Source organism: Azoarcus olearius (genome assembly GCF_001682385.1).
Taxonomy (GTDB): domain Bacteria; phylum Pseudomonadota; class Gammaproteobacteria; order Burkholderiales; family Rhodocyclaceae; genus Azoarcus; species Azoarcus olearius.
This window is the reverse complement of record NZ_CP016210.1, coordinates 1772378-1797658: the sequence shown is the minus strand read 5'-3', so window position 1 is coordinate 1797658 and position 25281 is coordinate 1772378. Positions and strand designations below refer to the sequence as shown.

19 protein-coding genes are annotated in these 25281 nt (G+C 66.4%); 4 read left to right on the top strand and 15 right to left on the bottom strand.

The window, feature by feature from the left end; all coding sequences use genetic code 11:
- Positions 1–107 precede the first annotated feature (107 nt).
- Complete coding sequence (locus dqs_RS08275) at positions 108–2081, bottom strand: ATP-dependent DNA helicase (protein WP_011765293.1); 1974 nt, start codon at positions 2079–2081, stop codon at positions 108–110.
- Between the two features lie 7 nt (positions 2082–2088).
- Positions 2089–3201 carry a cell division protein ZapE gene (zapE, locus tag dqs_RS08270; RefSeq protein ID WP_065340169.1) on the bottom strand — a complete coding sequence of 371 codons (1113 nt, stop codon included), beginning with the start codon at positions 3199–3201 and terminating at the stop codon, positions 2089–2091.
- 235 nt (positions 3202–3436) lie between these two features.
- Here zapE and dqs_RS08265 point away from each other — a divergent pair, with 235 nt between their 5' ends.
- Positions 3437–5791, top strand: a complete 2355-nt coding sequence (locus dqs_RS08265) for a DUF3141 domain-containing protein (RefSeq protein ID WP_065341674.1) — start codon at positions 3437–3439, stop codon at positions 5789–5791.
- Positions 5792–5869: 78 nt separating this feature from the next.
- On the opposite strand, the gene lpdA is transcribed toward dqs_RS08265, so the two are convergent.
- From lpdA to dqs_RS08215, 10 genes are all read right to left on the bottom strand, one after another.
- On the bottom strand, positions 5870–7294 hold the full coding sequence (gene lpdA, locus dqs_RS08260) for a dihydrolipoyl dehydrogenase (protein ID WP_065340168.1): 1425 nt from the start codon (positions 7292–7294) through the stop codon (positions 5870–5872).
- An 81-nt stretch (positions 7295–7375) separates the two neighbouring features.
- Positions 7376–8578, bottom strand: coding sequence for a 2-oxoglutarate dehydrogenase complex dihydrolipoyllysine-residue succinyltransferase (gene odhB, locus dqs_RS08255; protein WP_011765289.1), 1203 nt, complete (start codon positions 8576–8578; stop codon positions 7376–7378).
- Positions 8579–8629: 51 nt separating this feature from the next.
- Positions 8630–11461: a 2-oxoglutarate dehydrogenase E1 component gene (locus dqs_RS08250; protein WP_011765288.1), complete on the bottom strand. Its 2832-nt coding sequence runs from the start codon at positions 11459–11461 to the stop codon at positions 8630–8632.
- A 159-nt stretch (positions 11462–11620) separates the two neighbouring features.
- Entirely contained in the window at positions 11621–12916 is a 1296-nt protein-coding gene (gene gltA / locus dqs_RS08245; RefSeq protein ID WP_011765287.1) for a citrate synthase, read from the bottom strand.
- A 69-nt stretch (positions 12917–12985) separates the two neighbouring features.
- A complete protein-coding gene (locus dqs_RS08240; RefSeq protein ID WP_011765286.1) occupies positions 12986–13222 on the bottom strand; it encodes a succinate dehydrogenase assembly factor 2 in 237 nt (78 codons plus the stop codon).
- 2 nt (positions 13223–13224) lie between these two features.
- Positions 13225–13935, bottom strand: coding sequence for a succinate dehydrogenase iron-sulfur subunit (locus dqs_RS08235; protein ID WP_065340167.1), 711 nt, complete (start codon positions 13933–13935; stop codon positions 13225–13227).
- Between the two features lie 19 nt (positions 13936–13954).
- Positions 13955–15748 carry a succinate dehydrogenase flavoprotein subunit gene (gene sdhA / locus dqs_RS08230; protein ID WP_011765284.1) on the bottom strand — a complete coding sequence of 598 codons (1794 nt, stop codon included), beginning with the start codon at positions 15746–15748 and terminating at the stop codon, positions 13955–13957.
- Positions 15749–15750: 2 nt separating this feature from the next.
- Complete coding sequence (gene sdhD, locus dqs_RS08225; protein ID WP_041642448.1) at positions 15751–16098, bottom strand: succinate dehydrogenase, hydrophobic membrane anchor protein; 348 nt, start codon at positions 16096–16098, stop codon at positions 15751–15753.
- Positions 16092–16481: a succinate dehydrogenase, cytochrome b556 subunit gene (gene sdhC, locus dqs_RS08220; RefSeq protein ID WP_011765282.1), complete on the bottom strand. Its 390-nt coding sequence runs from the start codon at positions 16479–16481 to the stop codon at positions 16092–16094. The genes sdhD and sdhC overlap by 7 nt, the downstream gene beginning before the upstream one ends.
- Before the next feature lie 97 nt (positions 16482–16578).
- Positions 16579–17307 carry a GntR family transcriptional regulator gene (locus tag dqs_RS08215; protein WP_011765281.1) on the bottom strand — a complete coding sequence of 243 codons (729 nt, stop codon included), beginning with the start codon at positions 17305–17307 and terminating at the stop codon, positions 16579–16581.
- Between the two features lie 215 nt (positions 17308–17522).
- On the opposite strand from dqs_RS08215, the gene dqs_RS08210 reads away from it, so the two are divergent.
- The gene (locus tag dqs_RS08210; protein ID WP_011765280.1) at positions 17523–18515 is read left to right on the top strand and encodes a malate dehydrogenase; all 993 of its coding nucleotides are present in this window, start codon (positions 17523–17525) and stop codon (positions 18513–18515) included.
- Positions 18516–18622: 107 nt separating this feature from the next.
- Positions 18623–19618, top strand: coding sequence for an HpcH/HpaI aldolase/citrate lyase family protein (locus tag dqs_RS08205; RefSeq protein WP_065340166.1), 996 nt, complete (start codon positions 18623–18625; stop codon positions 19616–19618).
- Positions 19619–19625: 7 nt separating this feature from the next.
- On the opposite strand, the gene dqs_RS08200 is transcribed toward dqs_RS08205, so the two are convergent.
- The 3 genes from dqs_RS08200 to dqs_RS08190 all read right to left on the bottom strand — a co-directional run bounded on the left by dqs_RS08200 (position 19626) and on the right by dqs_RS08190 (position 23916).
- Positions 19626–20417 (bottom strand): hypothetical protein, encoded by a 792-nt coding sequence (locus dqs_RS08200; RefSeq protein ID WP_157108161.1) that lies wholly within the window; start codon positions 20415–20417, stop codon positions 19626–19628.
- Entirely contained in the window at positions 20392–22878 is a 2487-nt protein-coding gene (locus dqs_RS08195) for a sensor domain-containing protein (RefSeq protein WP_065340164.1), read from the bottom strand. The genes dqs_RS08200 and dqs_RS08195 overlap by 26 nt, the downstream gene beginning before the upstream one ends.
- A gap of 135 nt (positions 22879–23013) precedes the next feature.
- Positions 23014–23916 carry a LysR family transcriptional regulator gene (locus dqs_RS08190; protein ID WP_065340163.1) on the bottom strand — a complete coding sequence of 301 codons (903 nt, stop codon included), beginning with the start codon at positions 23914–23916 and terminating at the stop codon, positions 23014–23016.
- Positions 23917–24023: 107 nt separating this feature from the next.
- Between dqs_RS08190 and dqs_RS08185 the strand changes: the two genes are divergently transcribed.
- On the top strand, positions 24024–25268 hold the full coding sequence (locus tag dqs_RS08185; protein WP_179948021.1) for an MFS transporter: 1245 nt from the start codon (positions 24024–24026) through the stop codon (positions 25266–25268).
- Positions 25269–25281: the final 13 nt, after the last annotated feature.

Below are 25281 nucleotides of genomic sequence, written 5' to 3'. Positions count from 1 at the left end.
GCGCGGGCCGCGGGGGCCTCGAGTGATTCGAGCCGGGAGCATACAACAAGGCGCCGATCGCGAACCTTGCCCGTGCTCAAGGACAGCCGCCGGTGCAACGCCACGCGCTACCCCGCTGTCGTGCCCGGCCCCGACTTCGGCGGCGGCAGCTTCTCCAGGAAGGCCGCGGCCGTGGCCTCTTCCTTGGTGCGGCTCATCGGCGGCAGGCTGCGCCAGATCACCTTGCCGTAGTTCTTGGTGAGCATGCGCGGATCGCAGATGCACAGCACGCCGCGATCGCGCTCGGTGCGGATCAGGCGGCCGGCGCCCTGTTTCATGTTGATCACCGCGCGCGGCAGCTGGTAATGGATGAAAGGGCTGAGGCCCTGCTTTTCCATGTGCTCGACGCGCGCCGCCAGCACCGGATCGTCCGGCGGCGCGAACGGGAACTTGTCGATCACCACCAGCGACAGCGCATCGCCCGGCACGTCCACGCCCTCCCAGAAGCTCTGGCTGGCAACCAGCACCGCGTTGCCCAGCCGGCGGAAGCGCTCCAGCAGCTCGGTGCGCGAACCTTCGCCCTGCAGCAGCAGCGGCAGCTTGTCGCCGGCACGCTCCAGGCCGTCGGCGATCAGTTCGTGGATGCGCCGCATCGCCCGGAGCGAGGTGCACAGCACGAAGGTACGGCCGCGCGCGGCACGGATCAGCGGCAGCGCCTTGCGCGCCACCGCATCCGGGTAATCGGGCGAGTTCGGTTCCGGCATCGCCTGCGGCGCATACAGCAGCGCCTGCTGCGCATAGTCGAAGGGGCTGCCCCACACCGAAGTCATCGGCGGCGGGTCCATCCAGGCCAGGCCCAGCTCGCGGCAGTAGTGGCCGAAATCCTGGCCGACGGCGAGCGTGGCCGAGGTGAAGATCCACGCGCGCGGATGGCCTTCGAGCTGGCGGCGGAACACGTCCGACACGTGCAGCGGCGTGGCGTTGAGCGCGAGCGACTGGGTGAAGACCTCGACCCAGCGGATCAGGTCCTTCTCTTCCGGGTTGCGCCAGCGCACCAGGCGCTCGCTCATCTCCTGCGTGCGGCGCAGGCAGTTGGCGAGACCCTCGGAACGCTCGGCCTGCGTTTCCAGCACGGCGTGGAAGCGGTCCAGCACCTCGGCGAGCGCGCCGAGCTGCTTGTCGAAATCCGGCTTTTCCTGCGCTTGCGCCGCGGACATGCGCGCCTGTTCGGTGCCGAAGACCAACCGCAGGTCGCGCGCGGCCTTCTCCAGCGCGCGGCTTTCGTCGATCAGCGGAACACAGTCACGCGCCGCGGCAACGCCCTCGGAGCGGGTGTCGCGCGCGAGTTCCAGCACCTGCGCGGTGGATACGCTTTCGCCGAAGAACAGGCTGGCGGTTTCGGGCAGCTGGTGGGCCTCGTCGAAGATCACCGCGTTGCAGGCCGGCAGCAACTCGCCCATGCCCTCGTCACGCAGCATCACGTCGGCGAAGAAGAGGTGATGGTTCACCACCACCACGTCAGCCTCCATCGCGTTGCGCCGCGCCGCCATCACGAAGCATTCCTTGACGTCGGGGCAGTCCTGGCCGAGGCAGTTGTCACGGGTGGAGGTGGCGGCGATCCAGGCCGCGGAATCCTCGCGCACCTCGGTGCATTCGGCCTTGTCGCCGCTCTGGGTGATCTTGGCGAAGCGCGAGATGGCGCGCAGGTCGGCGGCGTCCTGCGCGGTGAGGAAGCGGCCGTCACGCTCGTTGCGGGCGAGGTGGTAGGGGCAGACGTAGTTGGCGCGGCCCTTCAGCAGCGCGATCGTCACCGGCACCTTGAGCGCGGCGCGCACCGTCGGCAGGTCGCGGTTGAAGAGCTGGTCCTGCAGTGTCTTGGTGCCGGTGGAGACGATGACCTTGCCGCCGGCCATCAACGCCGGCACCAGGTAGGCGTAAGTCTTGCCGGTGCCGGTACCGGCCTCGGCGACCAGCACGCGGTTGCCGCGGATCGCCTCGGCGATACGGCCCGCCATCTCGATCTGCTGCGGGCGCGCGTTGAAGCCCGGCACCGCCTGGGCGAGCGGGCCGTCGGGGGCGAACAGCGCGGCGATGTCGGCCATGACCGCCCTACTCCGTGCGGTGCGCCTCGGCGAGGTATTCGCGGGTGCGCATTTCCATCAGCCGGCTGACGGTGCGCACGAACTCGTGCGCGTTGTGGCCCTCGGGGTACAGCTCGTAGGCCTCGACCTCGGCGCTGAGGATGAGCTTGACGCGGTGGTCGTACAGCACGTCGATCAGCCAGGTGAAGCGGCGCGCCTCGGAGGCGTTGCCGGCCAGCATCTTCGGCACCTTCGACAGGAACAGCGTGTGGTGCTCGCGGGCGATCTCGAGGTAGTCGTTCTGCGAGCGGGGTCCGCCGCACAGCGTGGCGAAGTCGAACCAGATCACCCCGGGCGCCTTGCGCACCACCGGCAGCTTGCGTTCGTTGAGCGCAATCTCGCCGCTGTCCCCATCGGTGGCGGCGAGGCGGCGGAAATCCTCGCGCATCTTGCGATCGGCTTCGTCGTCCGCCGGCACCAGGAAGATCTCGATCTTCTCCAGCGTGCGCAGGCGGTAGTCGGTGCCGTGATCCACTTCGACGACATCGAAGCGGCGCTTGATCATCTCGATCGTCGGCAGGAAATTCACCCGCATCAGGCCGTTGGGATAGAGACCATCCGGGGGGTAGTTGGAGGTCATCACGAAGATCACGCCGCGGGTGAACAGCGCTTCGAGCAGGCGGCCGAGGATCATCGCGTCGGCGATGTCGGACACGTGGAACTCGTCGAAGCACAGCAGCCGGGTTTCGCGCGCGATGCGGTCGGCCACCTTCTGCAGCGGATCGGGCTCGTTGTTGTGGTTCTTGAGGTCGTTCTGCACTTCCTGCATGAAGGCATGGAAGTGCACCCGGCGCTTGCGCTTGTAGGGCACCGCCTCGAAGAAGCAGTCCATCAGGAAGCTCTTGCCACGCCCCACGCCGCCCCAGAAATACACGCTGCGCGGCATGTGCGGCCGCGTGAGCATGCGGCGCAGCGCGCTGCTGCGCGCGACCTTGAAGCCGAGCAATTCGCCGTATAGCTGCTGCAGACGCTGCATTGCGGCACGCTGCGCCGGGTCGGACTTGAAACCGCGGGCGCGCAACTGGGCCTCGTAGGCATCCAGCACGCCGTGTTCGGAGACTTTGAGGGTGCGATGGGGCATGTCGGTAAAGGCCGCGCGCAGGAAATCCGCGCGTATCCGGCGCCTCCCGCGTTCGGCCGCGGGGGCTCGATCGAGCCGGGAATTGTAGTGCAAGAGCCCGCCTCCGGGCCCTGATTTTGCCTGTCGGAGATGCTTGCCCAGACCTCGGCCGAACGTTATGCTGCGACGCACAAACGCCAATTTTCGTCGTGCCGGCAAGACGTTGCGCCCGCCCGCCAGCCAGGAGACCCCGACCGTGCAACTCTTCCCCTCGCCCCTCGCGCCCTCGGGCCATGCCCTGCAATTGCTTCCCGCCGCCTTCGCCGGCATCAGCGGCCTGTTCAGGCATCAGCTCCACACCGCCGCAGCCGCGGTGCATTACCTCTACGACCGCTGGCAGCGCCAGATCCTCTTCATCGATGTGCTGCGCGAACGCGGCAACCAGTACATCGAGCACAGCCGCTCCGGCAAGCCGCCGGTGCTGGCGTTCGACTACGAGATCATCATGGACGGGCGGCGCCTGCCCGATCCGGCCAACTACGCGCTCGCCCGCATCCATCCCGGCCCCGACTGCCCACCGACTGACCCCACGCGCCGGCCCTTCGTGGTGATCGACCCACGAGCCGGCCACGGCCCCGGCATCGGCGGCTTCAAGATCGACAGCGGCATCGGCATCGCGCTGCAGCAGGGCCACCCGTGCTATTTCGTGATGTTCTTCCCGACCCCCGAGCCGGGGCAGACGATCGAATCGGTGACGCGGGCGGAACACGCCTTCCTCAGCCGCGTGAATGAACTCCATCCGGAAGCCAGCCAGCCCCTGGTGATCGGCAACTGCCAGGGCGGCTGGGCGCTGATGATGCTGGCAGCCTCTGCCCCCCGGGTGGTGGGCCCCATCCTGCTCGCCGGGTCTCCCGTGTCTTACTGGGCTGGGGTGCGCGGCAAGAACCCGATGCGCTACACCGGCGGCCTGATGGGCGGCACCTGGCTGGCATCGCTGGTGGGCGACCTCGGCAACGGCCGCTTCGACGGCGCGCTGCTGGTGAACAACTTCGAACTGCTCAACCCGGCCAACACCTTCTGGGGCAAACCCTACGGCCTGTTCGCCAACGTGGACGAGGAGCGCGAGCGCTTCCTCGAATTCGAACGCTGGTGGGGCGGCCATTTCCTGCTGAACAAGGCGGAAATGGAGTGGATCACCCAGAACCTCTTCGTCGGCAACCGGCTGTCGGCAGGCGACATCGTTTCCTCGGACGGCCGCATCCGGATCGACCTGCGCAATATCCGCTCGCCGATCATCGTGTTCGCGTCGTGGGGCGACAACATCACCCCGCCGCAGCAGGCGCTCAACTGGATCCACGACCTGTATGAGGATGTCGAGGACATCCGCCTGAACGAGCAGACCATCGTCTACTGCCTGCACGAGAAGATCGGTCACCTCGGCATCTTCGTGTCGGCCTCGGTGGCGCAGAAGCAGACCAACAAGCTGGTCGGCGCGCTGGAGCTGATCGACATCCTGCCGCCTGGGCTGTACGAAGCGGTCATCGAGGACACCCATCCGGAGATGCCGGGGCGCGAATACGTGCAGGGGCGTTTTCACGTCCGCTTCGAGCCGCGCAGCATCGACGACATCCTCGCGCTGGACGACGGCCGCGAAGACGAGCGGGCGTTCGAGGTGGTCAAGCGCGTCGCGCTGGTCAACCAGGGCCTTTACGACACCTTTGTGTCGCCCTGGGTGCGGCTTTTCAGCAGCGAGCTGATGGCCGAAACCTTCCGCAATCTCAATCCCGCGCGCTTCGAACGCTTGTGGTTCTCCGACGCCAATCCGCTGCTGTGGCCGCTGGCGCCGATCGCGGGTCTGATCGCGCACAAACGGGTGCCGGCCAGCGACGACAACCCCTTCGTGCAACTCGAAAAACAGGTGTCCGGGCAGATCGAACAAAGCCTGAACCACTATCGCGACAGCCGGGACCATCTGCAGGAACAGCTCTTCACCACGGTGTACGAAGCGCCGTTGCTGCAGGCGCTGGTCGGCCTCGGCCAGGGCGTCGTGCGCCGTCGCGAGCAGGCTCACACCTGGATGGAGGACGAGTTCCGCAACCTGCAGCGGCGCGTGCTGACGGAGGATTTCGAGCACGGCAGTGTGCTGGACGGCATCGTCCGCACCATCTTCTTCACCAAGCCCGACCTGCTCGGCTTCGACGAACGTCCGTTCAACCTGCTGCGTCAGGGGCTGGAGCACGCCGGGCTCGGCGGACGCCATGCGCTCGCCGACCTGAAGCAGATCCTGAAGCGCCAGGCGCTGCTGTTCCTGCTGGACGAAGACCGCGCGCTCGCGGGTCTGCCCGCCCTGCTGCCAACGCCGGAACTGCGCCGGCGCGCGCTCGAAACCGCCTACGCGCTCGGCCGCGCCCGCGGCGACCTCGGCGAGGTCTTCCAGCAGCGTTACGCGCGCGTGGCGGCCCAGCTCGATGTCGCCCCCGAAACCGCGGCCGAACAGGCGCCGGTGCTGGAAGCGCCGCCGACGGCCCTGGCTGCGCCTTCCGGCCCCGCCGACGACGGCGGGCCGGCCCGGCGCCGCCGGCCGCGCAAGGGCACCGACGAGCGCGCCTGAGGTTCCACGCCGGACAAAAAAAGGGCGATGCCGTGGCATCGCCCTTTTACTTGCATGACGGCCCGCGGGCCGTCTGCCTTAGAAGTGCAGCGGCCGCTTGTCGCAGGCCAGCGCCGCCTCGTGCACCACTTCCGACAGCGTCGGGTGCGCGTGGCAGATGCGGGCGAGGTCTTCGCTGCAACCGGCGAACTCCATCGCCACCACGGCTTCGGAGATCAGTTCCGAAGCGCCGGCGCCGATGATATGCACACCGAGGATGCGGTCGGTCGCGGCATCCGCGATCATCTTGACGAAGCCCGTGGTTTCGCCCATGCCGAGCGCGCGGCCGTTGGCCAGGAACGGGATCTTGCCGACCTTGTAGGCGACGCCTTCGCCCTTGAGCTGCTGCTCGGTCTTGCCGACCCAGGCGATTTCCGGGCTGGTGTAGATCACCCAGGGCACGGTGTCGAAGTTGCAGTGGCCGGCCTGGCCCGCCATCAGCTCGGCGACCATCACCGCTTCTTCCATCGCCTTGTGCGCCAGCATCGGGCCGCGCACCACGTCGCCCACCGCCCACACGCCGGGCAGGTTGGTGCGGCAGTGGCCGTCGACTTCGATCATGCCGCGGTCGTTCAGCTTGAGGCCCACCGCTTCGGCGTTGAGGCCGTCGGTGTTGGGCACGCGGCCGACCGAGACGATCAGGCGGTCGGCGTCGAGCTTCTGCTCCACGCCGTCCTTGTCGGTGTAGGCGATCGAGACACCCTTCTTGGCGGCCTTGACCTCGCCGATCTTGACGCCGAGCTGGAGCTTGAGGCCCTGCTTGGTGAAGACCTTGAGCGCTTCCTTGGCCACGTCTTGGTCGGCGGCGGCGAGGAAGTCGGGCATCGCTTCGAGGATGGTGACGTCGGCACCGAGGCGGCGCCACACCGAGCCCATTTCCAGCCCGATGACGCCCGCACCGATGATCGCGAGCTTCTTCGGCACCGCGTCGATGTCGAGGGCGCCGACGTTGTCGCAGACGATCTTGTTATCGACCGGGATGCCCGGCAGGTGGCGCGCCTTGGAGCCGGTGGCGACGATGACCTGCTTGGCGGTGACCACTTCGTCGCCGACCTTGACCTGCCAACCCTCGCCCGCCTGGGCGACGAAGGAGCCGTGGCCGTTGAGCAGGGTGACCTTGTTCTTCTTGAACAGGCCCTTGATGCCGCCGGTGAGCTGGTCGACGATGCCGCTCTTGCGCGCAATCATCTTGGCGACGTCGATCTTGGGCGTGCCAACGGTGATGCCCTGCGCCTCGAAGCCGTGGCCGGCTTCCTCGAACAGGTGCGAGGTGTGCAGCAGCGCCTTGGACGGGATGCAGCCCACGTTCAGGCAGGTGCCGCCGAGGCGCGGTTCGCCCTTGGGATCGGCATAGGGGTTGGATTCGCAGCACGCGGTCTTGAAGCCGAGCTGGGCCGCGCGGATCGCCGCGACATAGCCGCCGGGGCCGCCGCCGATGACGAGAACGTCGAATTCTTTGGACATTGAGAACTCCCTTGCAGGAAAACGGGGCGCAGCCGCGCCGGGAACCGAGGTTCCCCGCGGGTTGCGCCCCGACTACGTGTTTTAGACGTCGAGGATCAGGCGGGCCGGATCTTCCAGCGCTTCCTTCATCGTCACCAGGCCGAGCACAGCTTCGCGGCCGTCGATGATGCGGTGGTCGTAGGACATCGCCAGGTAGTTGATCGGGCGGATCACGATCTGGCCGTTCTCGACCACCGGACGGTCCTTGGTGGCGTGGATGCCGAGGATGGCGGACTGCGGCGGGTTGATGATCGGGGTCGACAGCATCGAACCGAACACGCCACCGTTGGAGATCGAGAAGGTGCCGCCGGAGAGTTCTTCCAGCGACAGCTTGCCGTCCTTGGCCTTCTGGCCGAACTCGGCGATCTTCTTCTCGATGTCGGCGATCGACATCGATTCGGCGTCACGCAGGATCGGCACGACCAGGCCACGCGGCGAACCGACCGCGATGCCGATGTCGATGTAGCCGTGGTAGACGATGTCGTTGCCATCGACCGAAGCGTTCAGGATCGGGAACTTCTTCAGCGCGGCCACGGCGGCCTTGACGAAGAAGCCCATGAAGCCCAGGCGCACGCCGTGGGCCTTCTCGAACTTGTCGCCGTACTGCTTGCGCAGCGCCATCACCGGGGCCATGTTCACTTCGTTGAACGTGGTGAGGATGGCGTTCTCGTTCTTCGACTGCAGCAGGCGCTCGGCGATGCGGGCGCGCAGGCGGGTCATCGGCACGCGCTCTTCCGGACGCTCGCCGGCGATCACCACGGCCGGGGCCGCAGCAGCGGCAGCCGCCGGCTTGGCGCTGGCGCCCACGGCGTCTTCCTTGGTGACGCGGCCGCCACGGCCGGAGCCGGCCACGTCGCCCGCGGCGATGCCCTTCTCTTCAAGGATCTTGCGCGCAGCCGGGCTGGCGGCGCCAGCGGCGGCGGACGGCGCGGCAGCGGGGGCGGCCGGCGGCGGGGTCACCGCCTGCACGGGCTCCGCGGCCTTGGCGCCGCCGGCGGCGGCCTTGGCTTCGGTGTCGATCTGGGCGATCAGTTCGCCGGACGTCACAGTGCCGCCGTCGCCCTTGATGATCTTGACCAGCACGCCATCGGCCGGGGCCGGGGTTTCCAGCACGACCTTGTCGGTCTCGATGTCGATCAGGTTCTCGTCACGGGTGACCGCGTCGCCTTCCTTCTTGTGCCAGGTGACCAGCGTGGCTTCGGAAACGGACTCGGACAGCTGCGGCACTTTCACTTCGATCAGCATGAAATACTCTCCCCTTGTTATTCGGAGTCTTTCGTTGTCATTGAGCGCGGATCAGTCCTGGATCGGACCGAAGGCGTTTTCGATCACGGCCTTCTGCTGCGCGTTGTGCTTGGCGTAGTAGCCCACCGCCGGCGAAGCGGCCGCCGGGCGGCTGACCAGCAGCAGCTTGTGCTTCGGACCGAGCACGTTCACCAGGTGCTGACGCGAGGCCAGCCAGTACCACGCACCCTGGTTGCGCGGCTCTTCCTGGCACCAGACCACTTCCTTGGCGTTCGGGAACTGCGCGATCGCGGCGGCGAAGGCTTCGGCCGGGAACGGGTAGAGCTGCTCGATGCGGACCAGCGCGGTGTCCTTGATCTTGTTCTCGCGGCGATGGGCCAGCAGTTCGTAGTAGATCTTGCCCTGGCACAGCACCACGCGCTTGACCTTCTTCGGATCGAGCTTCTCGACTTCCGGGATCACGGTCTGGAAGCGGCCGGCAGCCAGCTCGTCCATCGACGAGATCGCTTCCTTGTGACGCAGCAGCGACTTCGGCGTGATGATGATCAGCGGCTTGCGCACGCGACGCAGCATCTGGCGACGCAGCAGGTGGAAGATCTGGCTCGGCGTGGTCGGGACGCAGACCTGCCAGTTGTTCTCGGCCGCGTTGTTCATGAAGCGTTCGAGGCGGGCGGAGGAGTGCTCCGGACCCTGACCTTCATAGCCGTGCGGCAGCATGATCGTGAGACCGCACAGACGGCCCCACTTCGACTCGCCGGAGCTGATGAACTGGTCGAGCACGACCTGGGCGCCATTCACGAAATCGCCGAACTGCGCTTCCCACACCACCAGTTCGTTGGGCTCGGCGGTGGAATAGCCGTACTCGAAACCGAGCACCGCTTCTTCGGACAGCACGGAGTCGAAGCACTGGAAACCGGCCTGGCCATCCTGGATGTGTTCGAGCGGCTTGAAGGTGCCTTCGTCCCAGCGCTCGCGCTTCTGGTCGTGCAGCACCGCGTGGCGGTGGAAGAAGGTGCCGCGACCGACGTCTTCACCCGAGATGCGCACCGCGTAGCCTTGCGCCAGCAGCGAGGCGTAGGCGAGGTTTTCGCCCATGCCCCAGTCGAGCGGCAGTTCGCCACGGCCCATCGCCGCGCGGTCCTCGATGATCTTCTTGACGCGCGAGTGCAGCGTGAAGTTGGCCGGGACTGCGGTCAGGCGCTCGGACAGGCGCTTGATTTCCTGCACCGGGATCGCGGTGTCCGCGTCGTCGGTGTAGGGCTGGTTGAGGAACGGAGTCCAGTCGACCGCGAACTGGCGGTTGTGGCCGGACAGCACCGGGTTGTACAGCAGCTCGCCCTTGTCGAGGTGCTCGCGGTATTCCTGGATCATGCGATCCGGTTCGTCGCTCTTGAGCGTGCCTTCGGCAACCAGGCGGTCGGCGTAGAGCTTGCGGGTGCCCGGGTGCTGCTGCACCTTGCGGTACATCAGCGGCTGGGTAACCATCGGCTCGTCCTGCTCGTTGTGGCCGAGCTTGCGGAAGCAGACGATGTCGACCACCACGTCCTTCTTGAACTGCTGGCGGAATTCCACGGCCAGCGCGGTGACGAAGGCCACCGCTTCCGGATCGTCGCCATTCACGTGGAAGATCGGCGCCTCGACCATCTTGAAGATGTCGGTGCAGTACAGCGAGGAGCGGTAGTCGCGCGGGTCGGAGGTGGTGAAGCCGATCTGGTTGTTCACCACGATGTGCACCGTGCCGCCGGTGCCGTAGCCGCGGGTCTGCGAGAAGTTGAGCATTTCCTGGTTCACGCCCTGGCCGGCCACGGCGGCGTCGCCGTGGATCAGCACCGGGATGACCTGGCTCTTCTCGGTGTCCTTGCGGCGGACCTGGCGGGCATACACCGAACCCTCGACCACCGGGTTGATGATTTCCAGGTGGGACGGGTTGAAGGCGAGCGTCAGGTGCATCGGACCGCCCGGGGTCATGACGTCGCTGGAGAAGCCCATGTGGTACTTGACGTCGCCGGCGGACAGATCGGCAGCTGCCTTGCCTTCGAATTCGGAGAACAGCATCTTCGGCGACTTGCCGAGGGTGTTCACCAGCACGTTCAGGCGGCCGCGGTGGGCCATGCCGATGACGACTTCCTGGGCGCCGAGACCGCCACCGACGCGGATGATCTCGTCCATCGCAACGATGGTGGATTCACCGCCTTCGAGCGAGAAGCGCTTCTGGCCGACGTACTTGGTGTGCAGGTAGCGTTCGAGGGTTTCGGCCGCGGTGGTGCGCTCGAGGATGCGCTTCTTCATCTCGACCGAGAACTTGGGGGCGCCGCGCACGCTCTCCAGACGGCTCTGGATCCAGCGCTTCTGCTGGATGTCGGAGATGTACATGTACTCGGAGCCGATCGACCCGCAGTAGGTCTGGCGCAGCGCTTCGAGGATTTCACGCAGGCTGGCGTGTTCGGTGGAGAAGCCGTGGAAGGAGCCGACGTTGAAGCTCTTCGACAGGTCGGCTTCGGTAAAGCCGTAGTAGGACGGCTCCAGTTCTGCGATCTGCGGGCGCTCGGTGCGCTTGAGCGGATCGAGGTTGGCCCAGCGGTTGCCGAGGAAGCGGTAGGCGTTGATCAGCTGCAGCGTGGCGACCTGCAGCTTGTCTTCGCCACCCGCGGCGACCACGGTGCGCACCGGGCCGCGCTTGGCCATCTGCTCGAACGCGGCGATGACCGGGCCGTGGGCGACGTCGCGCACGGCGGCGCCGGCCTGGCTCTGCAGGTTGTCGAAATAGGTCCGCCATGCCTCCGGCACGGAAGCCGGGTCAGCGAGGTAGTTCTCGTAAAGTTCTTCGATGAACGGTGCGTTGGCACCGAACAGATGGGACGTGTTCTGTAGTTGCTTCATCATGATGAAAGCCACCTGTGGTGTTCTGGTTCCCTGCTTGCGGCAATTCGGAGTCGGCGAAAACCGGCACCAGACGTCGAAGGAAAAACGGGATGGCGACACAAGGCCACCATCCCGCGACGGCTAGAACCGGGATAGCCTCCCTCCCCTCTCCATCGTCTCTTACGGACGCTGTCCGATGACCGGAACGTCGCGACGTGCCGCGCCGATGTACAGCTGGCGCGGACGGCCGATCTTGTATTCCGGATCGGTGATCATTTCTTCCCACTGGGTGATCCAGCCCACCGTGCGCGCGAGCGCGAAGATGCAGGTGAACATGGAAGTCGGGATGCCCAGCGCCTTCTGCACGATGCCCGAGTAGAAGTCGACGTTCGGGTAGAGCTTCTTCTCGACGAAGTACTCGTCTTCCAGCGCGATCTTTTCGAGTTCCTTGGCCAGCTTGAACAGGCGGTCGTCTTCGAGGCCGAGTTCGGTCAGCACGTCGTTGCAGACCTTGCCCATCAGCTTGGCGCGCGGGTCGAAGTTCTTGTAGACGCGGTGGCCGAAGCCCATCAGCTTGAAGCTGTCGTTCTTGTCCTTGGCACGCTTGATGTACTCGCCGACGCGGGACACGTCGCCGATTTCTTCCAGCATGTTCAGGCAGGCTTCGTTCGCGCCGCCGTGCGCCGGGCCCCACAGGCAGGCGATACCGGCCGAGATGCAGGCGAACGGGTTGGCGCCCGAGGAGCCGGCCAGACGCACCGTGGAGGTGGAGGCGTTCTGCTCGTGGTCGGCGTGCAGCGTGAAGATGACGTCGAGCGCGCGCACCAGCACCGGGTTCGGCTTGTACTCCTCGCACGGCGTACCGAACATCATGTGCATGAAGTTCGACGTGTAGTCGAGGTCGTTGCGCGGGTACATGAACGGCTGGCCGGTGTTGTACTTGTAGGCCATGGCGACGATGGTCGGCAGCTTCGCGATCAGGCGGTTGATCGAGACGTTGCGGTGCTCCTGGTCGGAGAAGTCCATCGCGTCGTGGTAGAACGCGGACAGCGCGCCGACCACGCCCACCATGATCGCCATCGGGTGGGCGTCACGGCGGAAGCCGTTGTAGAAGCGGGTCAGCTGGTCGTGCACCATCGTGTGGCTCTTGATGGTGTTTTCGAAATCCAGCTTCTGCGCCGCGTTCGGCAGTTCGCCGTTCTTGAGCAGGTAGGCGACTTCGAGGAAGTTGCACTTCTCGGCGAGTTGCTCGATCGGGTAGCCGCGGTACAGCAGTTCACCCTTGTCGCCGTCGATGAAGGTGATCTTCGACTTGCAGCTGGCGGTGGAGAGGAAACCGGAATCGTAGGTGAACAAGCCCGTCTTCCCGCCCAGGGTACGGATGTCGATGACATCCTGGCCATGGGTGCCGGTCATCACGGGGAAATCGACGGTCTTGCCATCGACGGTTAGGGTTGCGGTGCGTTCAGTGCTCATGGTCGTCCCTTTGTGGCTTTGCCCGATTTTCTAAAGCTAACTCCCTCGTTCATGACCGGCTTGCCTGCGTCACTTCTGACGCAGCAAGCCAATCATCTCCTTCCAGCGGTCCACCTTGCACTCCGCGCTGCCGTTGACCATCGCCCAGATGTCGTAGTCGTCGGCGCGCAGAAGGTCGTCGAGATCCGCCAGCTGATCGTCGGTGAGACGATCGAAATCGCGCTCGAGAAAGCGTGCGAAGACAAGATCGAGCTCGAGCAGAGCCCGACGGCATTGCCAGCGCACGCGCCCCCGGTTGATGCTCATCCTCAAACCGCCCGGCGGACCATCATGTCCTTGATCTTGCCGATCGCGCGCGTCGGGTTGAGACCCTTCGGACACACGTCGACGCAGTTCATGATGGTGTGGCAGCGGAACAGGCGGTACGGGTCTTCGAGGTTGTCGAGACGCTCGTTGGTCGCCTGATCGCGCGTGTCGGCGAGGAAGCGGTAAGCGGCCAGCAGACCGGCCGGCCCGACGAACTTGTCCGGGTTCCACCAGAACGACGGGCAGGAGGTCGAGCAGCAGGCGCACAGGATGCACTCGTAGAGCCCGTTGAGTTCCTCACGGTCTTCCGGCGTCTGCAGGCGCTCGCGTTCCGGCGCCGGCTCGTTGTTGACCAGGTAGGGCTTGATCGAGTGGTACTGCTTGAAGAACTGGGTCATGTCCACGATCAGGTCGCGGATGACCGGCAGCCCCGGCAGCGGACGCAGCGTGATCGGCTGCTCCAGGCTATCGACGTCGGTCAGGCAGGCCAGGCCGTTCTTGCCGTTGATGTTCATCGCGTCCGAACCGCACACGCCTTCGCGGCAGGAGCGGCGGAAGGACAGCGTGTCGTCCTTGGTCTTGAGGCGGACGATGGCGTCGAGCAGCTTCTTGTCGGAGGCTTCCAGTTCGACCGAGATGTCCTGCATGTAGGGCTTCTCGTCCTTGTCCGGATCGTAGCGGTAGATCTTGAATTGAACGGTACGCTTGGTCATTTGATCTGTTCTCCCGCGCTCAGTAGGTACGCTTGGCGAGCGCGATGGGTTCGACATCGTCGGACATCGGCTTCAGGTTCACCGGCTTGTAGTCGAGGCGGTTGCCTTCGCTGAACCACAGCGTGTGCTTGAGCCAGTTGGCGTCGTCGCGGCCGTTCGGACGCTCCGGGCTGTCGATGGCGTCATCGCGCACGTGGGCGCCGCGCGACTCCTTGCGGGCCTCGGCCGAGATCATGGTGGCCTTGGCCACTTCGATCAGGTTGTCGAGTTCCAGCGCTTCGGTGCGGGCGGTGTTCCAGACCTTGGACTTGTCGCCGATCTCGGTGCTCTTGGCCTGTTCGGCCACTTCGAGGATGCGGGTGACGCCTTCCTGCAGCAGGTCGTTGAAGCGGAACACACCGGCGTGCTTCTGCATGGTGCGCTGCATCGCGAGGCGGACCTCATGCACGTTGGTGCCGTTCTTCTGCGTTTCGAGGCGGTTGATGCGCGCCAGCGAGGCATCGGCGGCATCGGCCGGCAGCGGCTTGAGCGCCAGGTTGCCGGCCTGGAAGTCGGCAACCACGGTTTCGCCCGCCGACTTGCCGAACACCAGCAGGTCGAGCAGCGAGTTGGTGCCGAGGCGGTTGGCACCGTGCACCGAGGCACAGGCACATTCGCCGGCGGCGTAGAAGCCGGAGACCGGGGTGTTCGGGTTGCCGTCCTTCGGCACCACGACCTGACCCTTGTAGTTGGTCGGAATGCCGCCCATCTGATAGTGGCAGGTCGGCACGACCGGGATCGGCGCCTTGATCGGGTCCACACCGGCGAACTGGATCGAGATTTCACGAATGCCGGGCAGGCGCTTCATGATGGTTTCGGGCGACAGGTGGGTGATGTCGAGCAGCACGTGGTCCTTGTCGGGACCGCAACCGCGACCTTCGTTGATCTCGGTCACCATCGAACGCGACACGACGTCGCGCGAGGCCAGATCCTTCAGGTTCGGGGCGTAGCGTTCCATGAAGCGCTCGCCGGAGGCGTTGCGCAGGATGCCGCCTTCGCCGCGCACACCTTCGGTGATCAGCACGCCCGCGCCGGCCACGCCGGTGGGGTGGAACTGCCAGAACTCCATGTCTTCCAGCGGGATGCCGGCACGCGCCGCCATGCCCACGCCGTCACCGGTGTTGATGAAGGCGTTGGTCGAGCTGTAGTAGATACGGCCGGCACCGCCGGTGGCGAAGATGGTCGCCTTGGCGTGGAAGATCGAGACTTCGCCGGTTTCCATTTCCAGCGCGGTAACGCCGAGGACATCGCCTTCGCTGTTGCGGATCAGGTCGAGCGCCATCCACTCGACGAAGAACTGGGTGTTCGCGCGCACGTTGCGCTGGTAGAGCGCGTGCAGCATGGCGTGGCCGGTACGGTCGGCCGCCGCGCACGAGCGCATTACCGGCGCCTGGCCATAGTTCATCGAATGGCCGCCGAACGGACGCTGGTAGATCTTGCCGTTGTCGGTACGGTCGAACGGCATGCCGTAGTGTTCGAGTTCGACCACGACTTCGTTGGCCTTGCGGACCATGAACTCGATGGCGTCCTGGTCGCCCAGCCAGTCCGACCCCTTGACGGTGTCGTACATGTGCCAGTGCCAGTTGTCCTCGGTGGAGTTGCCCAGCGAAGCGGCCACACCGCCCTGCGCCGCCACGGTATGGGAGCGGGTGGGGAAGACCTTGGTCAGCACGGCGGTCTTGAGGCCGGCTTCGGAGAGTTGCAGGGCCGCACGCAGGCCGGCACCACCGGCGCCGACGATGACCGCATCAAAGGTACGCTTTGCGACGTTCACGCTTACAGCCTCCACAGGATCTGGGCAGCCCAGCCGGCGTAGCCGACGAGCAGAAAGAGGGTAATCAGGTGCAGGGACAGGCGCAGGCCGTCCGGCTTGACGTAATCCATCCAGATGTCACGCACGCCGATCCAGGCGTGGTAGAACACCGACAGGAAGAACAGGAAGGAAGCGAACTTCATCAACCCGTTGGAAAACAGGCCCGACCAGGCCGAATAGGACAGCTCCGGCAGGGTCAGCGCACAGATTGCGAACACGACCGTGTAGATGGCCATGAACACCGCGGTCGCGCGCTGCGCGATCCAGTCCTTCAGCCCGTAATGGGCACCGACGATTTTGCGATTCACCACAGCTTCACCCCGATGATCACGGTGAGCGCGATGCTCACAACCAGAACGATGCGCGACGAATTGCGCGCGGCCTGCAGTTCGAGACCCTTGTGCAGGTCGAGCAGCAGGAAGCGGATGCCGGCACAGAAGTGGTGCAGGAAGGCCCACAGCAGGCCGATCAGGATCAGCTTGACGAGCGGATGGCCGACCACCGCCTCGAAGGTCGCGAAGCTTTCCGGCGAACCCAGGCTGCGATCGAGCAGATAGAGCAGGAACGGCAGGAGCAGGAACAGCCCGGCTCCGCTGACCCGGTGAAGAATCGACACGATCCCCGGCAGCGGCAGCCGAATTTCGTTGATGGCCAGATGCTTCGGCCTTTGTTTGCGTACTGTCACTTCTGACATGAAGACTCCCCTCAACATGTGCGACGGCCATCCGTCGCTGACTCCCAAAAGCTCTTGATTATAGCGACCCGAACCGGACCGCATGCATCCGGCACATTCAATTCAATTCATTGAGATAGAAGTGCTCGGCGGTCGAGTAGAGCCCCCTGCGCCACTCGACCGGTTTATCGCCATAGGTATAGGTCACCCGCTCCACCGAGAGCAGCGGCGTACCCTCGGGAACCTTCAGCGCCTCGCCCGTGGAACGGTCGGCGGCAACGGCGCGGATGCGCTCCTGGGCGCGGATCATGCGCAGCCCGAAGCGGGTTTCGAACAGGCTGTACAGCGAACCATTCCAGCCCTGCAGCATTTCGAAGCTGAGCCCGGGGAAGACGTCACCGGGCAGATAGATTTCATCGATCACCACCGGCTTCATCGCGAAGCGCAGCAGACGGCGGACGATGATGATGGGCGCGCCCAGCTCGATGCCGAGCATCCGCGAGGCCTCCTGCCCCGCCTTGGCGCGCCAGCAATCGAGCGGAATGCTCTGCGGATGGGACAGGTCGCCATCCATCGGCACGAGACGCAAGAAACGGAACAGGGCACGCGGATCGTTATGCGAGGCGACGAAGGTGCCCTTACCCTGCTTGCGGATCAGCAGGTTCTCGGCCGCCATTTCATCGATCGCCTTTCGCACCGTACCCTGCGATACACTGAAGCGCGCCGCCAGTTCCTGCTCGCTCGGGATCGCCTGCCCCGGACGCCATTCGCCCGCCTCAAGCGCTTGAAGAATCAAGGTCTTGATCTGACGGTAGAGCGGACTGAATGTTGGGGATTCCTGAGCCATACACATATTTGATCACAAAAATTCCGAAGCGTCTATGACCTGTCATATGTCTTATATAAGACAAAAGACATGATTTGACAGGCGTTCTGCTTGCTTCTAACATCTTCGCGCTCTCGTTGCACGGGATCGAGTCCGCCCTTCCCGCCCAGCACGCGGCAGCGCCGCCGAGACCGCAAAACCTTCATCCAGACCGTCTTCTTAGAGGGAGTATTCACATGAGCAAAGCCCCTGTGCGCGTTGCCGTCACCGGCGCGGCCGGCCAGATCGGTTACAGCCTGCTGTTCCGCATCGCGAGTGGCGAAATGCTGGGCAAGGACCAGCCCGTCATCCTGCAACTGCTCGACCTGCCCCAGGCCCAGAAGGCGGTCAAGGGCGTCATGATGGAACTGGAAGACTGCGCCTTCCCGCTGCTGGCCGGCATGATCGCCACCGACGACCCCAACGTCGCCTTCAAGGACGCCAAGGTTGCCCTGCTGGTCGGCGCCCGTCCGCGCGGCCCCGGCATGGAGCGCAAGGACCTGCTGACCGAAAACGCCAAGATCTTCACCGTTCAGGGCGCTGCGATCGGCCAGTACGCTGATCCGGACTGCAAGGTGCTGGTCGTCGGCAACCCGTGCAACACCAACGCCTACATCGCCAAGGAAGTCGCGCAGAAGTACGGCCGCGTTCCGGCGAAGAACTTCACCGGCATGCTGCGCCTGGACCACAACCGCGCGCTGTCGCAACTGGCCGGCAAGTCGGGCCGTGAAGTCTCCAGCCTGAAGAACCTGGTCGTGTGGGGCAACCACTCGCCCACCATGTACGCCGACTACCGCTTCGTTAAGTCGAACGGCGACAGCGTCAAGGACCTGATCAACGACGCGGCCTGGAACAAGGACGTGTTCCTGCCCACCGTCGGCAAGCGCGGCGCCGCCATCATCGAAGCGCGCGGCCTGTCGTCCGCCGCCTCGGCTGCCAACGCGGCCATCGACCACATCCGCGACTGGGTGCTCGGCTCCAACGGCGAATGGGTCACCATGGGCATCCCGTCTGACGGTTCCTACGGCATCCCCGAAGGCGTCATCTACGGCTTCCCGGTCACCACCGAAAACGGTGAGTACAAGATCGTCCAGGGTCTGGAAATCGACGAGTTCTCGCGCGAGCGCATGACCGTCACCCTGAACGAGCTGCTGGAAGAGCGCGAAGGCGTGAAGGACCTGCTGGCCTGATCCACCCCGGCTCCAGCTATAAGGCGCATGGCTCCGGCCATGCGCCTTTTTCGTTTACCGCCCCGCTGCTATCCTTCGCCGCCATTCCCTGACGCCGAGAATCGACCATGTCCCAGGCTACCCATCCGCGCGACGTCCTTTTTGCGGGCGAACGGCCCTTCCCCGCCCTGCCGGCGGTAGACCACTACGCGGGTTCCGAGAAGCTGATGCGCAAGGCGCTCGCGCTGCAGCAGGAGCTGGGCGCGGTATTCGACATCACCTGCGACTGCGAGGACGGCGCGCGCGCCGGAGCCGAGGAAGAGCACGCGTGCATGGTGGTCGAGGTCGTCAATTCGGCGGACAACCGCCACGGCCGGGTCGGCGTGCGCATCCATGACATTACCCACCCCCACTGGCGGGCCGACCTTGCGCTCATGGTGCCCGCTGCGGGCGCCCGGCTCGCGTTCGTCACGCTGCCCAAGGTGCGCTCGGCGGCGGACGCAGCCGAGCAGATCGGCGAGCTGCGCCGCGTCGAGCAGGCGGCGGGGCTGAAGCGCCCGCTGCCGGTCCACGTGCTGATCGAAACCCATGGCGCACTGCGCGAGGTCTGGGACATCGCCGCGCTGGACGGCGTGGAGTCGCTCGACTTCGGCCTGATGGATTTCGTCTCGGGCCATCACGGCGCGATCCCGGGTGCCGCGATGAAAAGTCCCGGCCAGTTCGAACATCCGCTGGTGGTCCGCGCCAAGACCGAAATCGCGGCGGCCGCGCTGGCCAACGGCGTGGTGCCGTCGCACAACGTCACCACCGAGCTGAAGGACATCGACTACATCCGCCACGACGCCGAACGCGCACGGCGCGAATTCGGTTTCCTGCGCATGTGGAGCATCCACCCCAACCAGATCCTGCCCATCGTCGAGGCGATGCGTCCGGACTTCTCGGAAGTGGAAGCGGCGGCGGCCATCCTGCTGGCCGCGCAGGATGCCGCGTGGGGGCCGATCCAGCACGCCGGCAAACTGCACGACCGCGCCTCGTACCGCTACTACTGGGAACTTCTGGAGCGCGCGCGCAATACCGGCATGACGCTGCCGGCCGAGGCCGGCGCCCGCTTCTTCGCCGCCTGAACCGGCGCTAACCGGCCTTGGGCGCCCGGCGCGGCTGACGCCGCGGCGCGGCCGGCTTTTCTTCCGCGACCGCCGACGTAACGGACGCGTCGGCGGCGGGCTTTTCAACCGCCTGCTTTTCCGCCTGCTTTTCCGCCGCCTTTTCCGCCGCCACCTTCACGTTTCGCGTGCGCGGCCGTGCAGCGGCAGGCGGCGGCGCCTCGGTCGCGGCCGCGGCGGTAACCGCCTTCGTGCCCGCGGAACGCTTCGCGGACGTCTTCCCGGCGGTTTTCTGGGGCGCTTTTTCCGGTGCGTCGGCCACCTTTACTGCGGGCGAGCCTGCCGGCGCTGCGGAAGCCGGCGCCTCGGTCTTTTCCGCCCTCGCGGCCGGCACGCGTTGCAACGCGGCTTTGGCCGCTGCAGCCACCGGCGTGGCCGCCTTGGGCGGCGTCCGCCGAACCGGCGCCGCCGCGCGAATCAGCGCCCCCTCCGCATCCTTGTCGGTGTGAGCGTCGGGATTGGGCTGTTTCAGCCTCTGCAGCGTGGGCGCCCACGGCAGGAAGTACTCGATGCCGGCCGGCTGGTCGCGGCGCTCCGCGGCGAGCGCCGGCAACCAAGGCGACGGCATGGCGGCAGCGGTTTCCAGCCAGCGCTGCCAATTCTCGCCCCACAGGCGCGACCACACCTGCCAGGCCGACCAGGGCGCCACCATGCTCGAAAGCCACACGTCCGACAGGCGGGCGAAAGGACTGGACGCGGTATGGAGCGGCTTCTGCTTCATCGGTAACCTCGCTTCAGGAACGGGATCGGTCTTCAGCATAGTCCAGCGCGGAGAAGCCCTGAACATGCTGCTCGGGACGGTAGGTACGCAGCCATTCGGCAAACTCGGCGCCGGGCATCGGCTTTGCGAACAGGTAGCCCTGCGCGAGCGTGCATCCCTCGCTCACCAGGAAGGCCGCCTGCGCCGGCTCTTCCACGCCCTCGGCGACGACGCCGAAGCCGAGGCTGCGGCACATCGCGATGATGGCGCGGGTGATCGCGAGGTTGCCGGCGTCATGTGGCAGGTCGCGGACGAATTCGCGGTCGATCTTCAGCGTCTGCACCGCGAGGTTCTTCAGGTAGGCGAGCGAGGAATAGCCGGTGCCGAAATCGTCGATCGCCACCCCGACCCCGAGTGCGCGCAAGGCCGCCACCGCCAGCCGCGCGTTCTCGGCCGAGCGCAGCAGCGAGCCTTCGGTGATTTCCACTTCGAGCGCGGCCGGGGGCAGTCCCGACGCCGACAGCACGCGCGCGACGGCCTGGTCGAACCCGCCGCGCTCGATCTGCGGCGCGGCGACGTTGACCGCGATCCGGCCCGGCGCCAGACCGGCGTCCAGCCACGCCCGGCCCGCACGGCACGCTTCTTCCAGCACCCAGAGACCGATCGGCAGGATCAACCCGGTTTCTTCGGCCAGCGGCACGAACTCCGCCGGAGACACCAGCCCACGTTCCGGATCGCGCCAGCGCAACAGCGCCTCCGCGCCAGCCAGCACCCCTGTACGCAAGTCGATCTGCGGCTGGTACCACAGTTCGAAACGCCCCTGCTCCAGCGCCTGGCGCAGGCCGTGTTCGAGCGAGAGGCGCCGGTGCGCCGCCTGCGCCATGTCCTCGTGGTGGAAGCTGAAGGTATTGCGGCCGAGCGCCTTGCTGCGGTACATCGCCGTGTCCGCGGCCTTGATCAGCGTCGTCGCGTCGTCGCCGTCGCGCGGGAATAGCGCGATGCCGATGCTCGCCGAGACGTGGGCACCGTGGCCGTCGAGATCGAGCGGGCGCGCGATCTCGGCGATCAGGTGCTCGGCCACCTCGGACACCGCTTCGCCGCGTACCACGTCCTCCAGCACCACGGCGAATTCGTCGCCGCCGAAACGGGACACCGAATCCTCGGAGCGCAACGCACCGCACAGGCGTTCGGCAATGATCTGCAGCAGACGGTCACCTGCGGGGTGCCCGAGGCTGTCATTGACGTTCTTGAAACCGTCGAGATCGAGGAACAGCACCGCCACCGAGGTGCCGGCGCGGCGCGCGCGCGAAATCGCGTGGGCGAGGCGATCGCCCAGCAGCGCACGGTTGGGGAGCCCGGTGAGGGGGTCGTAGTGGGCCAGGCGTTCGAGCTGGCTCTGCGCGTCCTTGATCTGGGAGATATCGGAGAACACCGCGACGTAGTTGCTGACCTCGCCCTCGTCGTCACGCACGGTGCCGATCGTCAGCCACTGCGGATACACCTCGCCGGTCTTGCGCCGGTTCCAGATCTCGCCCTGCCACTGCCCGGTGCGCGCGAGCGTACGCCACATCGCGCGGTAGTAATCGGCCCCGTGACGGCCCGACTGGAGGATGCGGGTGTGGCAGCCGATCACTTCCGCTTCGGCGTAGCCGGTGATGCGGCTGAAGGCCGGATTGACGGACTGGATGATGCCGTCGCGGTCGGTGATCGAGATGCCTTCCACCGTGTTGTCGAACACGGTCGCGGCCTGGCGCAGGCGTTCCTCCGCGGCGCGGCGTTCGGTGATGTCGCGGCCAACAACGACGATGCCCTTGCGTTGGCCGGCGGAATCGAACAGCGGAATGCGGGTGGCCTCGAACACCAGGCGGCGGCCCTGGCCATCCTCGACGATCTCCAGCATCTGGCGCATGCCGCCCTGTTGCCACACCAGTTCGTCGTTGCGTGCGCACACCGCGTGCACTTCGGCACGCGCCGGGTCCTCCGCGCCCAGTTCGAGGTCGGTGCGGCCGAACCAGTCGCGCTCGGCCAGTCCGAACAAGGCCTGGGCCGCGCCGTTGGTCACCAGCCAGCGGCCCTCGCCATCCTTCAGGAACACCGCGTCCGGCAGCGCCTGGATCAGCGCGCCCAGCCGCTCCTCGCTCTCGCGCACGCGGCGCTCTGCCTGCTTGCGGTCGGTGATGTCGAGAATGGTGCCGACGAGGCCGGCGACCTTGCCCTCGGTGTCGTGGAAGGTGGCCTTGTAGAACACCACCTCGCGCCGTTCGCCACGGGCGTTCTGCACCTGGGCCTCGTAGACCTGCTCGCCCGGGTTGTCGAACAGGGCCTGGTCCTGCGCGTGGTAGCGCGCGGCCAGGTCCGGCGGCGAAAGCTCGAACACGGACTTGCCGAGGATGCGATCGGCGGTATAGCCGAGGAAATCCAGGAAAGCCGTGTTGCAGCCCAGGTAGCGGCCCGCCGCGTCCTTGAAGAACACCGGCGCCGGAATCGCATCCAGGACGTTCTGCAGGAATCCCTGGTCCATCGGGATGGAAACCTGCGCGGAGGATGCAGCGGTGCCGGGAGAAACAGGCATAAGCAGAAGAGGCGCGGGAGGGATGAATCGAGACGTCATTCTACGCGGCCCGCCGCGGCGGGCGAAATGCCGCCCGTCGGCGTGTCAGCCCGCGCGGGTGGTGCGCACCTCGTCCAGCACCGCGAGGAAGCGATCGGTCACGGCGCGGGTGCGATGCGCATGGCAGGCCACGGCGAGCGGGAAGTCGGCTCCCGCGTCCTTCACCGGCAGGTAGCGCACCCGCGGCATGCGCACGCACTCCAGCGGCGCCGGCAACAGCGCGATGCCGAGCCCGGCGGCGACCAGGCCGATCTGCGTGGTCGCCTCGCGCGCAAGCTGGACCACGCGCGGCTCGAAACCCGCGCCCCGGCACAGCCGGTCGAGGATGGCGGGCAGTTCGGTGCCGGCATCCGCCGGGAAGCTAATGAAGTCGGCGTCACGCAACTCGGCGAACGAAACGCTCGCCTTCGCCGCCAGCGGATGCTCGGCATGGACCACCACGCGCAAGGCGTCGCGGCCGATCTCCCGAACCCGGATATGGGGTGGCGCCAGGGTCGCGTCGAAGCGCACCAGGCCGACGTCGAGCCTGTCCTGCGCAAGCGCGTCGAACTGCTCCGCGGTGAACATCTCGTGGATCTGCAGCCGCAATGCGGGGTGGCGCTGGCGGAACGCCGCCAGCGCGTCGGGCAGGATCGCGGTGTAGGGCAGCGACGACGTGATGCCGACGCGCAGTTCGCCGATCTCGCCCGCCGCCGCCCGGCGCGCCTCCTCGGCCGCCTCCTCGGTCCGGGCCAGGATGGCGCGCGCATGGGCGAGGAAGCGCTCGCCGGCATCGGTCAGCTCCACCTTGCGCCGGCTGCGTTCGAACAGCCGGGCGCCGACCTCCGTCTCGAGGTCGCGGATCTGCATCGACAAGGGGGGTTGGCCGATGTGCAGGTGCTCGGCCGCGCGGGTGAAATTGAGCGTCTCGGCAACCGCGACGAAGTAGCGCAAGTGGCGCAGTTCCATATATTTTTAAAGTATCAATCGACACTAAAGAATATATTGGACTGCGTATTCGCACACACCTAGCATCACTGTATGGCTCGCCTTGAGCCCACAGGAACCCCGCAGGAATGTCCGTCCCAGCCTCCCCCACCCTCGGCGCCGCCGGCGCGCCCGCCCCGAGCGGCCCGCTCGAAGCCGGCACGCCGGCCTTCCGCCACGCCAGCCTGGCCATGTTCCTGGGCGGCTTCGCCACCTTTGCGATGTTGTACGGCACCCAGCCGATGCTGCCGCTGCTGGCATCGGTGTTCGATGTCAGTCCCGCCCATGCGAGCCTTTCGGTTTCGGCGGGCACCGGCGCACTGGCGCTCAGCCTGATTCCGGCCAGCGTGCTGTCCGACCGCTACGGGCGCGAACCGGTGATGAAGCTCGCGCTGGCGCTGGCCGCGGTGATTGCGCTGGCAAGCGCGGCGGTTACCGACTTCACCACGCTGCTGGTGCTGCGCGCGCTGCTCGGGGTCGTGCTGGCGGGCCTGCCGGCGGCGGCGATGGCCTACCTGGGCGAAGAGGTGGCCCCCAACGCGCAAGGGCGGGCGATGGGCCTCTACATCGCCGGCAATGCCTGCGGCGGCATGAGCGGACGCTTCCTCGCCGCGCTCGTCACCGAATGGGGCTCGTGGCGGCTGGCACTGGTGGTGCTCGGCGTGCTCGGAGGGATCGCCGCGGTGGTGTTCTGGCGCGGCCTGCCAGCCTCTCGCCATTTCCGCGCCCGCGCGGCCACCCCGATGCGCATCCTGCGCGACGCGCTCGCAATCTTCCGCGACGCCGGCCTGCCCTGGCTGTTCCTCACGGCCTTCCTGATCATGGGTGCCTTCGTCGGGCTCTACAACTACCTCGGTTTCCGCCTGCAGGGCGCGCCCTACAACCTCGGCCAGATCGCCACCGGGTCGATCTTCCTGCTCTACCTGCTCGGCACCTGGGCATCAGCCTGGGTCGGGCGGCTCGCCGACCGCTTCGGTCGCCGCAACGTGCTGTGGATGATGGTGTGCCTGATGGGCGCGGGCCTGGCGCTGACGCTGGCCGAACCGCTGCCGCTGCTGGTGCTGGGCATGGGGGTGTTCACCTTCGGCTTCTTCGCCACCCACACGACCGCCAGCGGCTGGGTCAGCCGCCGCGCCCAGGAGCGCCGCGCGCTCGCCGCGGCGCTTTATCTCAGCGCGTACTACCTGGGCGGCAGCGTGATCGGCAGCGCCGCCGGCCTGGCCTGGAGCGATGCCGGCTGGGGCGGGCTGGTGCTGCTGCTAGGGCTGGGTGCATTGCTCACGCTGGCGCTGGCACTGTGGCTGCGGCGCATTCCGCAGGTCCAGGCGGGCTGAACCGTCGCCAGTC

Bases quoted from the DNA above. Each gene is read 5' to 3' on its own strand.
- dqs_RS08275 (WP_011765293.1), bottom strand. From the start codon at position 2,081: ATGGCCGACATCGCCGCGCTGTTCGCCCCCGACGGCCCGCTCGCCCAG.
- zapE (WP_065340169.1), bottom strand. From the start codon at position 3,201: ATGCCCCATCGCACCCTCAAAGTCTCCGAACACGGCGTGCTGGATGCC.
- lpdA (WP_065340168.1), bottom strand. From the start codon at position 7,294: ATGTCCAAAGAATTCGACGTTCTCGTCATCGGCGGCGGCCCCGGCGGC.
- odhB (WP_011765289.1), bottom strand. From the start codon at position 8,578: ATGCTGATCGAAGTGAAAGTGCCGCAGCTGTCCGAGTCCGTTTCCGAA.
- dqs_RS08250 (WP_011765288.1), bottom strand. From the start codon at position 11,461: ATGATGAAGCAACTACAGAACACGTCCCATCTGTTCGGTGCCAACGCA.
- gltA (WP_011765287.1), bottom strand. From the start codon at position 12,916: ATGAGCACTGAACGCACCGCAACCCTAACCGTCGATGGCAAGACCGTC.
- dqs_RS08240 (WP_011765286.1), bottom strand. From the start codon at position 13,222: ATGAGCATCAACCGGGGGCGCGTGCGCTGGCAATGCCGTCGGGCTCTG.
- dqs_RS08235 (WP_065340167.1), bottom strand. From the start codon at position 13,935: ATGACCAAGCGTACCGTTCAATTCAAGATCTACCGCTACGATCCGGAC.
- sdhC (WP_011765282.1), bottom strand. From the start codon at position 16,481: ATGTCAGAAGTGACAGTACGCAAACAAAGGCCGAAGCATCTGGCCATC.
- dqs_RS08215 (WP_011765281.1), bottom strand. From the start codon at position 17,307: ATGGCTCAGGAATCCCCAACATTCAGTCCGCTCTACCGTCAGATCAAG.
- dqs_RS08210 (WP_011765280.1), top strand. From the start codon at position 17,523: ATGAGCAAAGCCCCTGTGCGCGTTGCCGTCACCGGCGCGGCCGGCCAG.
- dqs_RS08205 (WP_065340166.1), top strand. From the start codon at position 18,623: ATGTCCCAGGCTACCCATCCGCGCGACGTCCTTTTTGCGGGCGAACGG.
- dqs_RS08200 (WP_157108161.1), bottom strand. From the start codon at position 20,417: ATGCTGAAGACCGATCCCGTTCCTGAAGCGAGGTTACCGATGAAGCAG.
- dqs_RS08195 (WP_065340164.1), bottom strand. From the start codon at position 22,878: ATGGACCAGGGATTCCTGCAGAACGTCCTGGATGCGATTCCGGCGCCG.
- dqs_RS08190 (WP_065340163.1), bottom strand. From the start codon at position 23,916: ATGGAACTGCGCCACTTGCGCTACTTCGTCGCGGTTGCCGAGACGCTC.
- dqs_RS08185 (WP_179948021.1), top strand. From the start codon at position 24,024: ATGTCCGTCCCAGCCTCCCCCACCCTCGGCGCCGCCGGCGCGCCCGCC.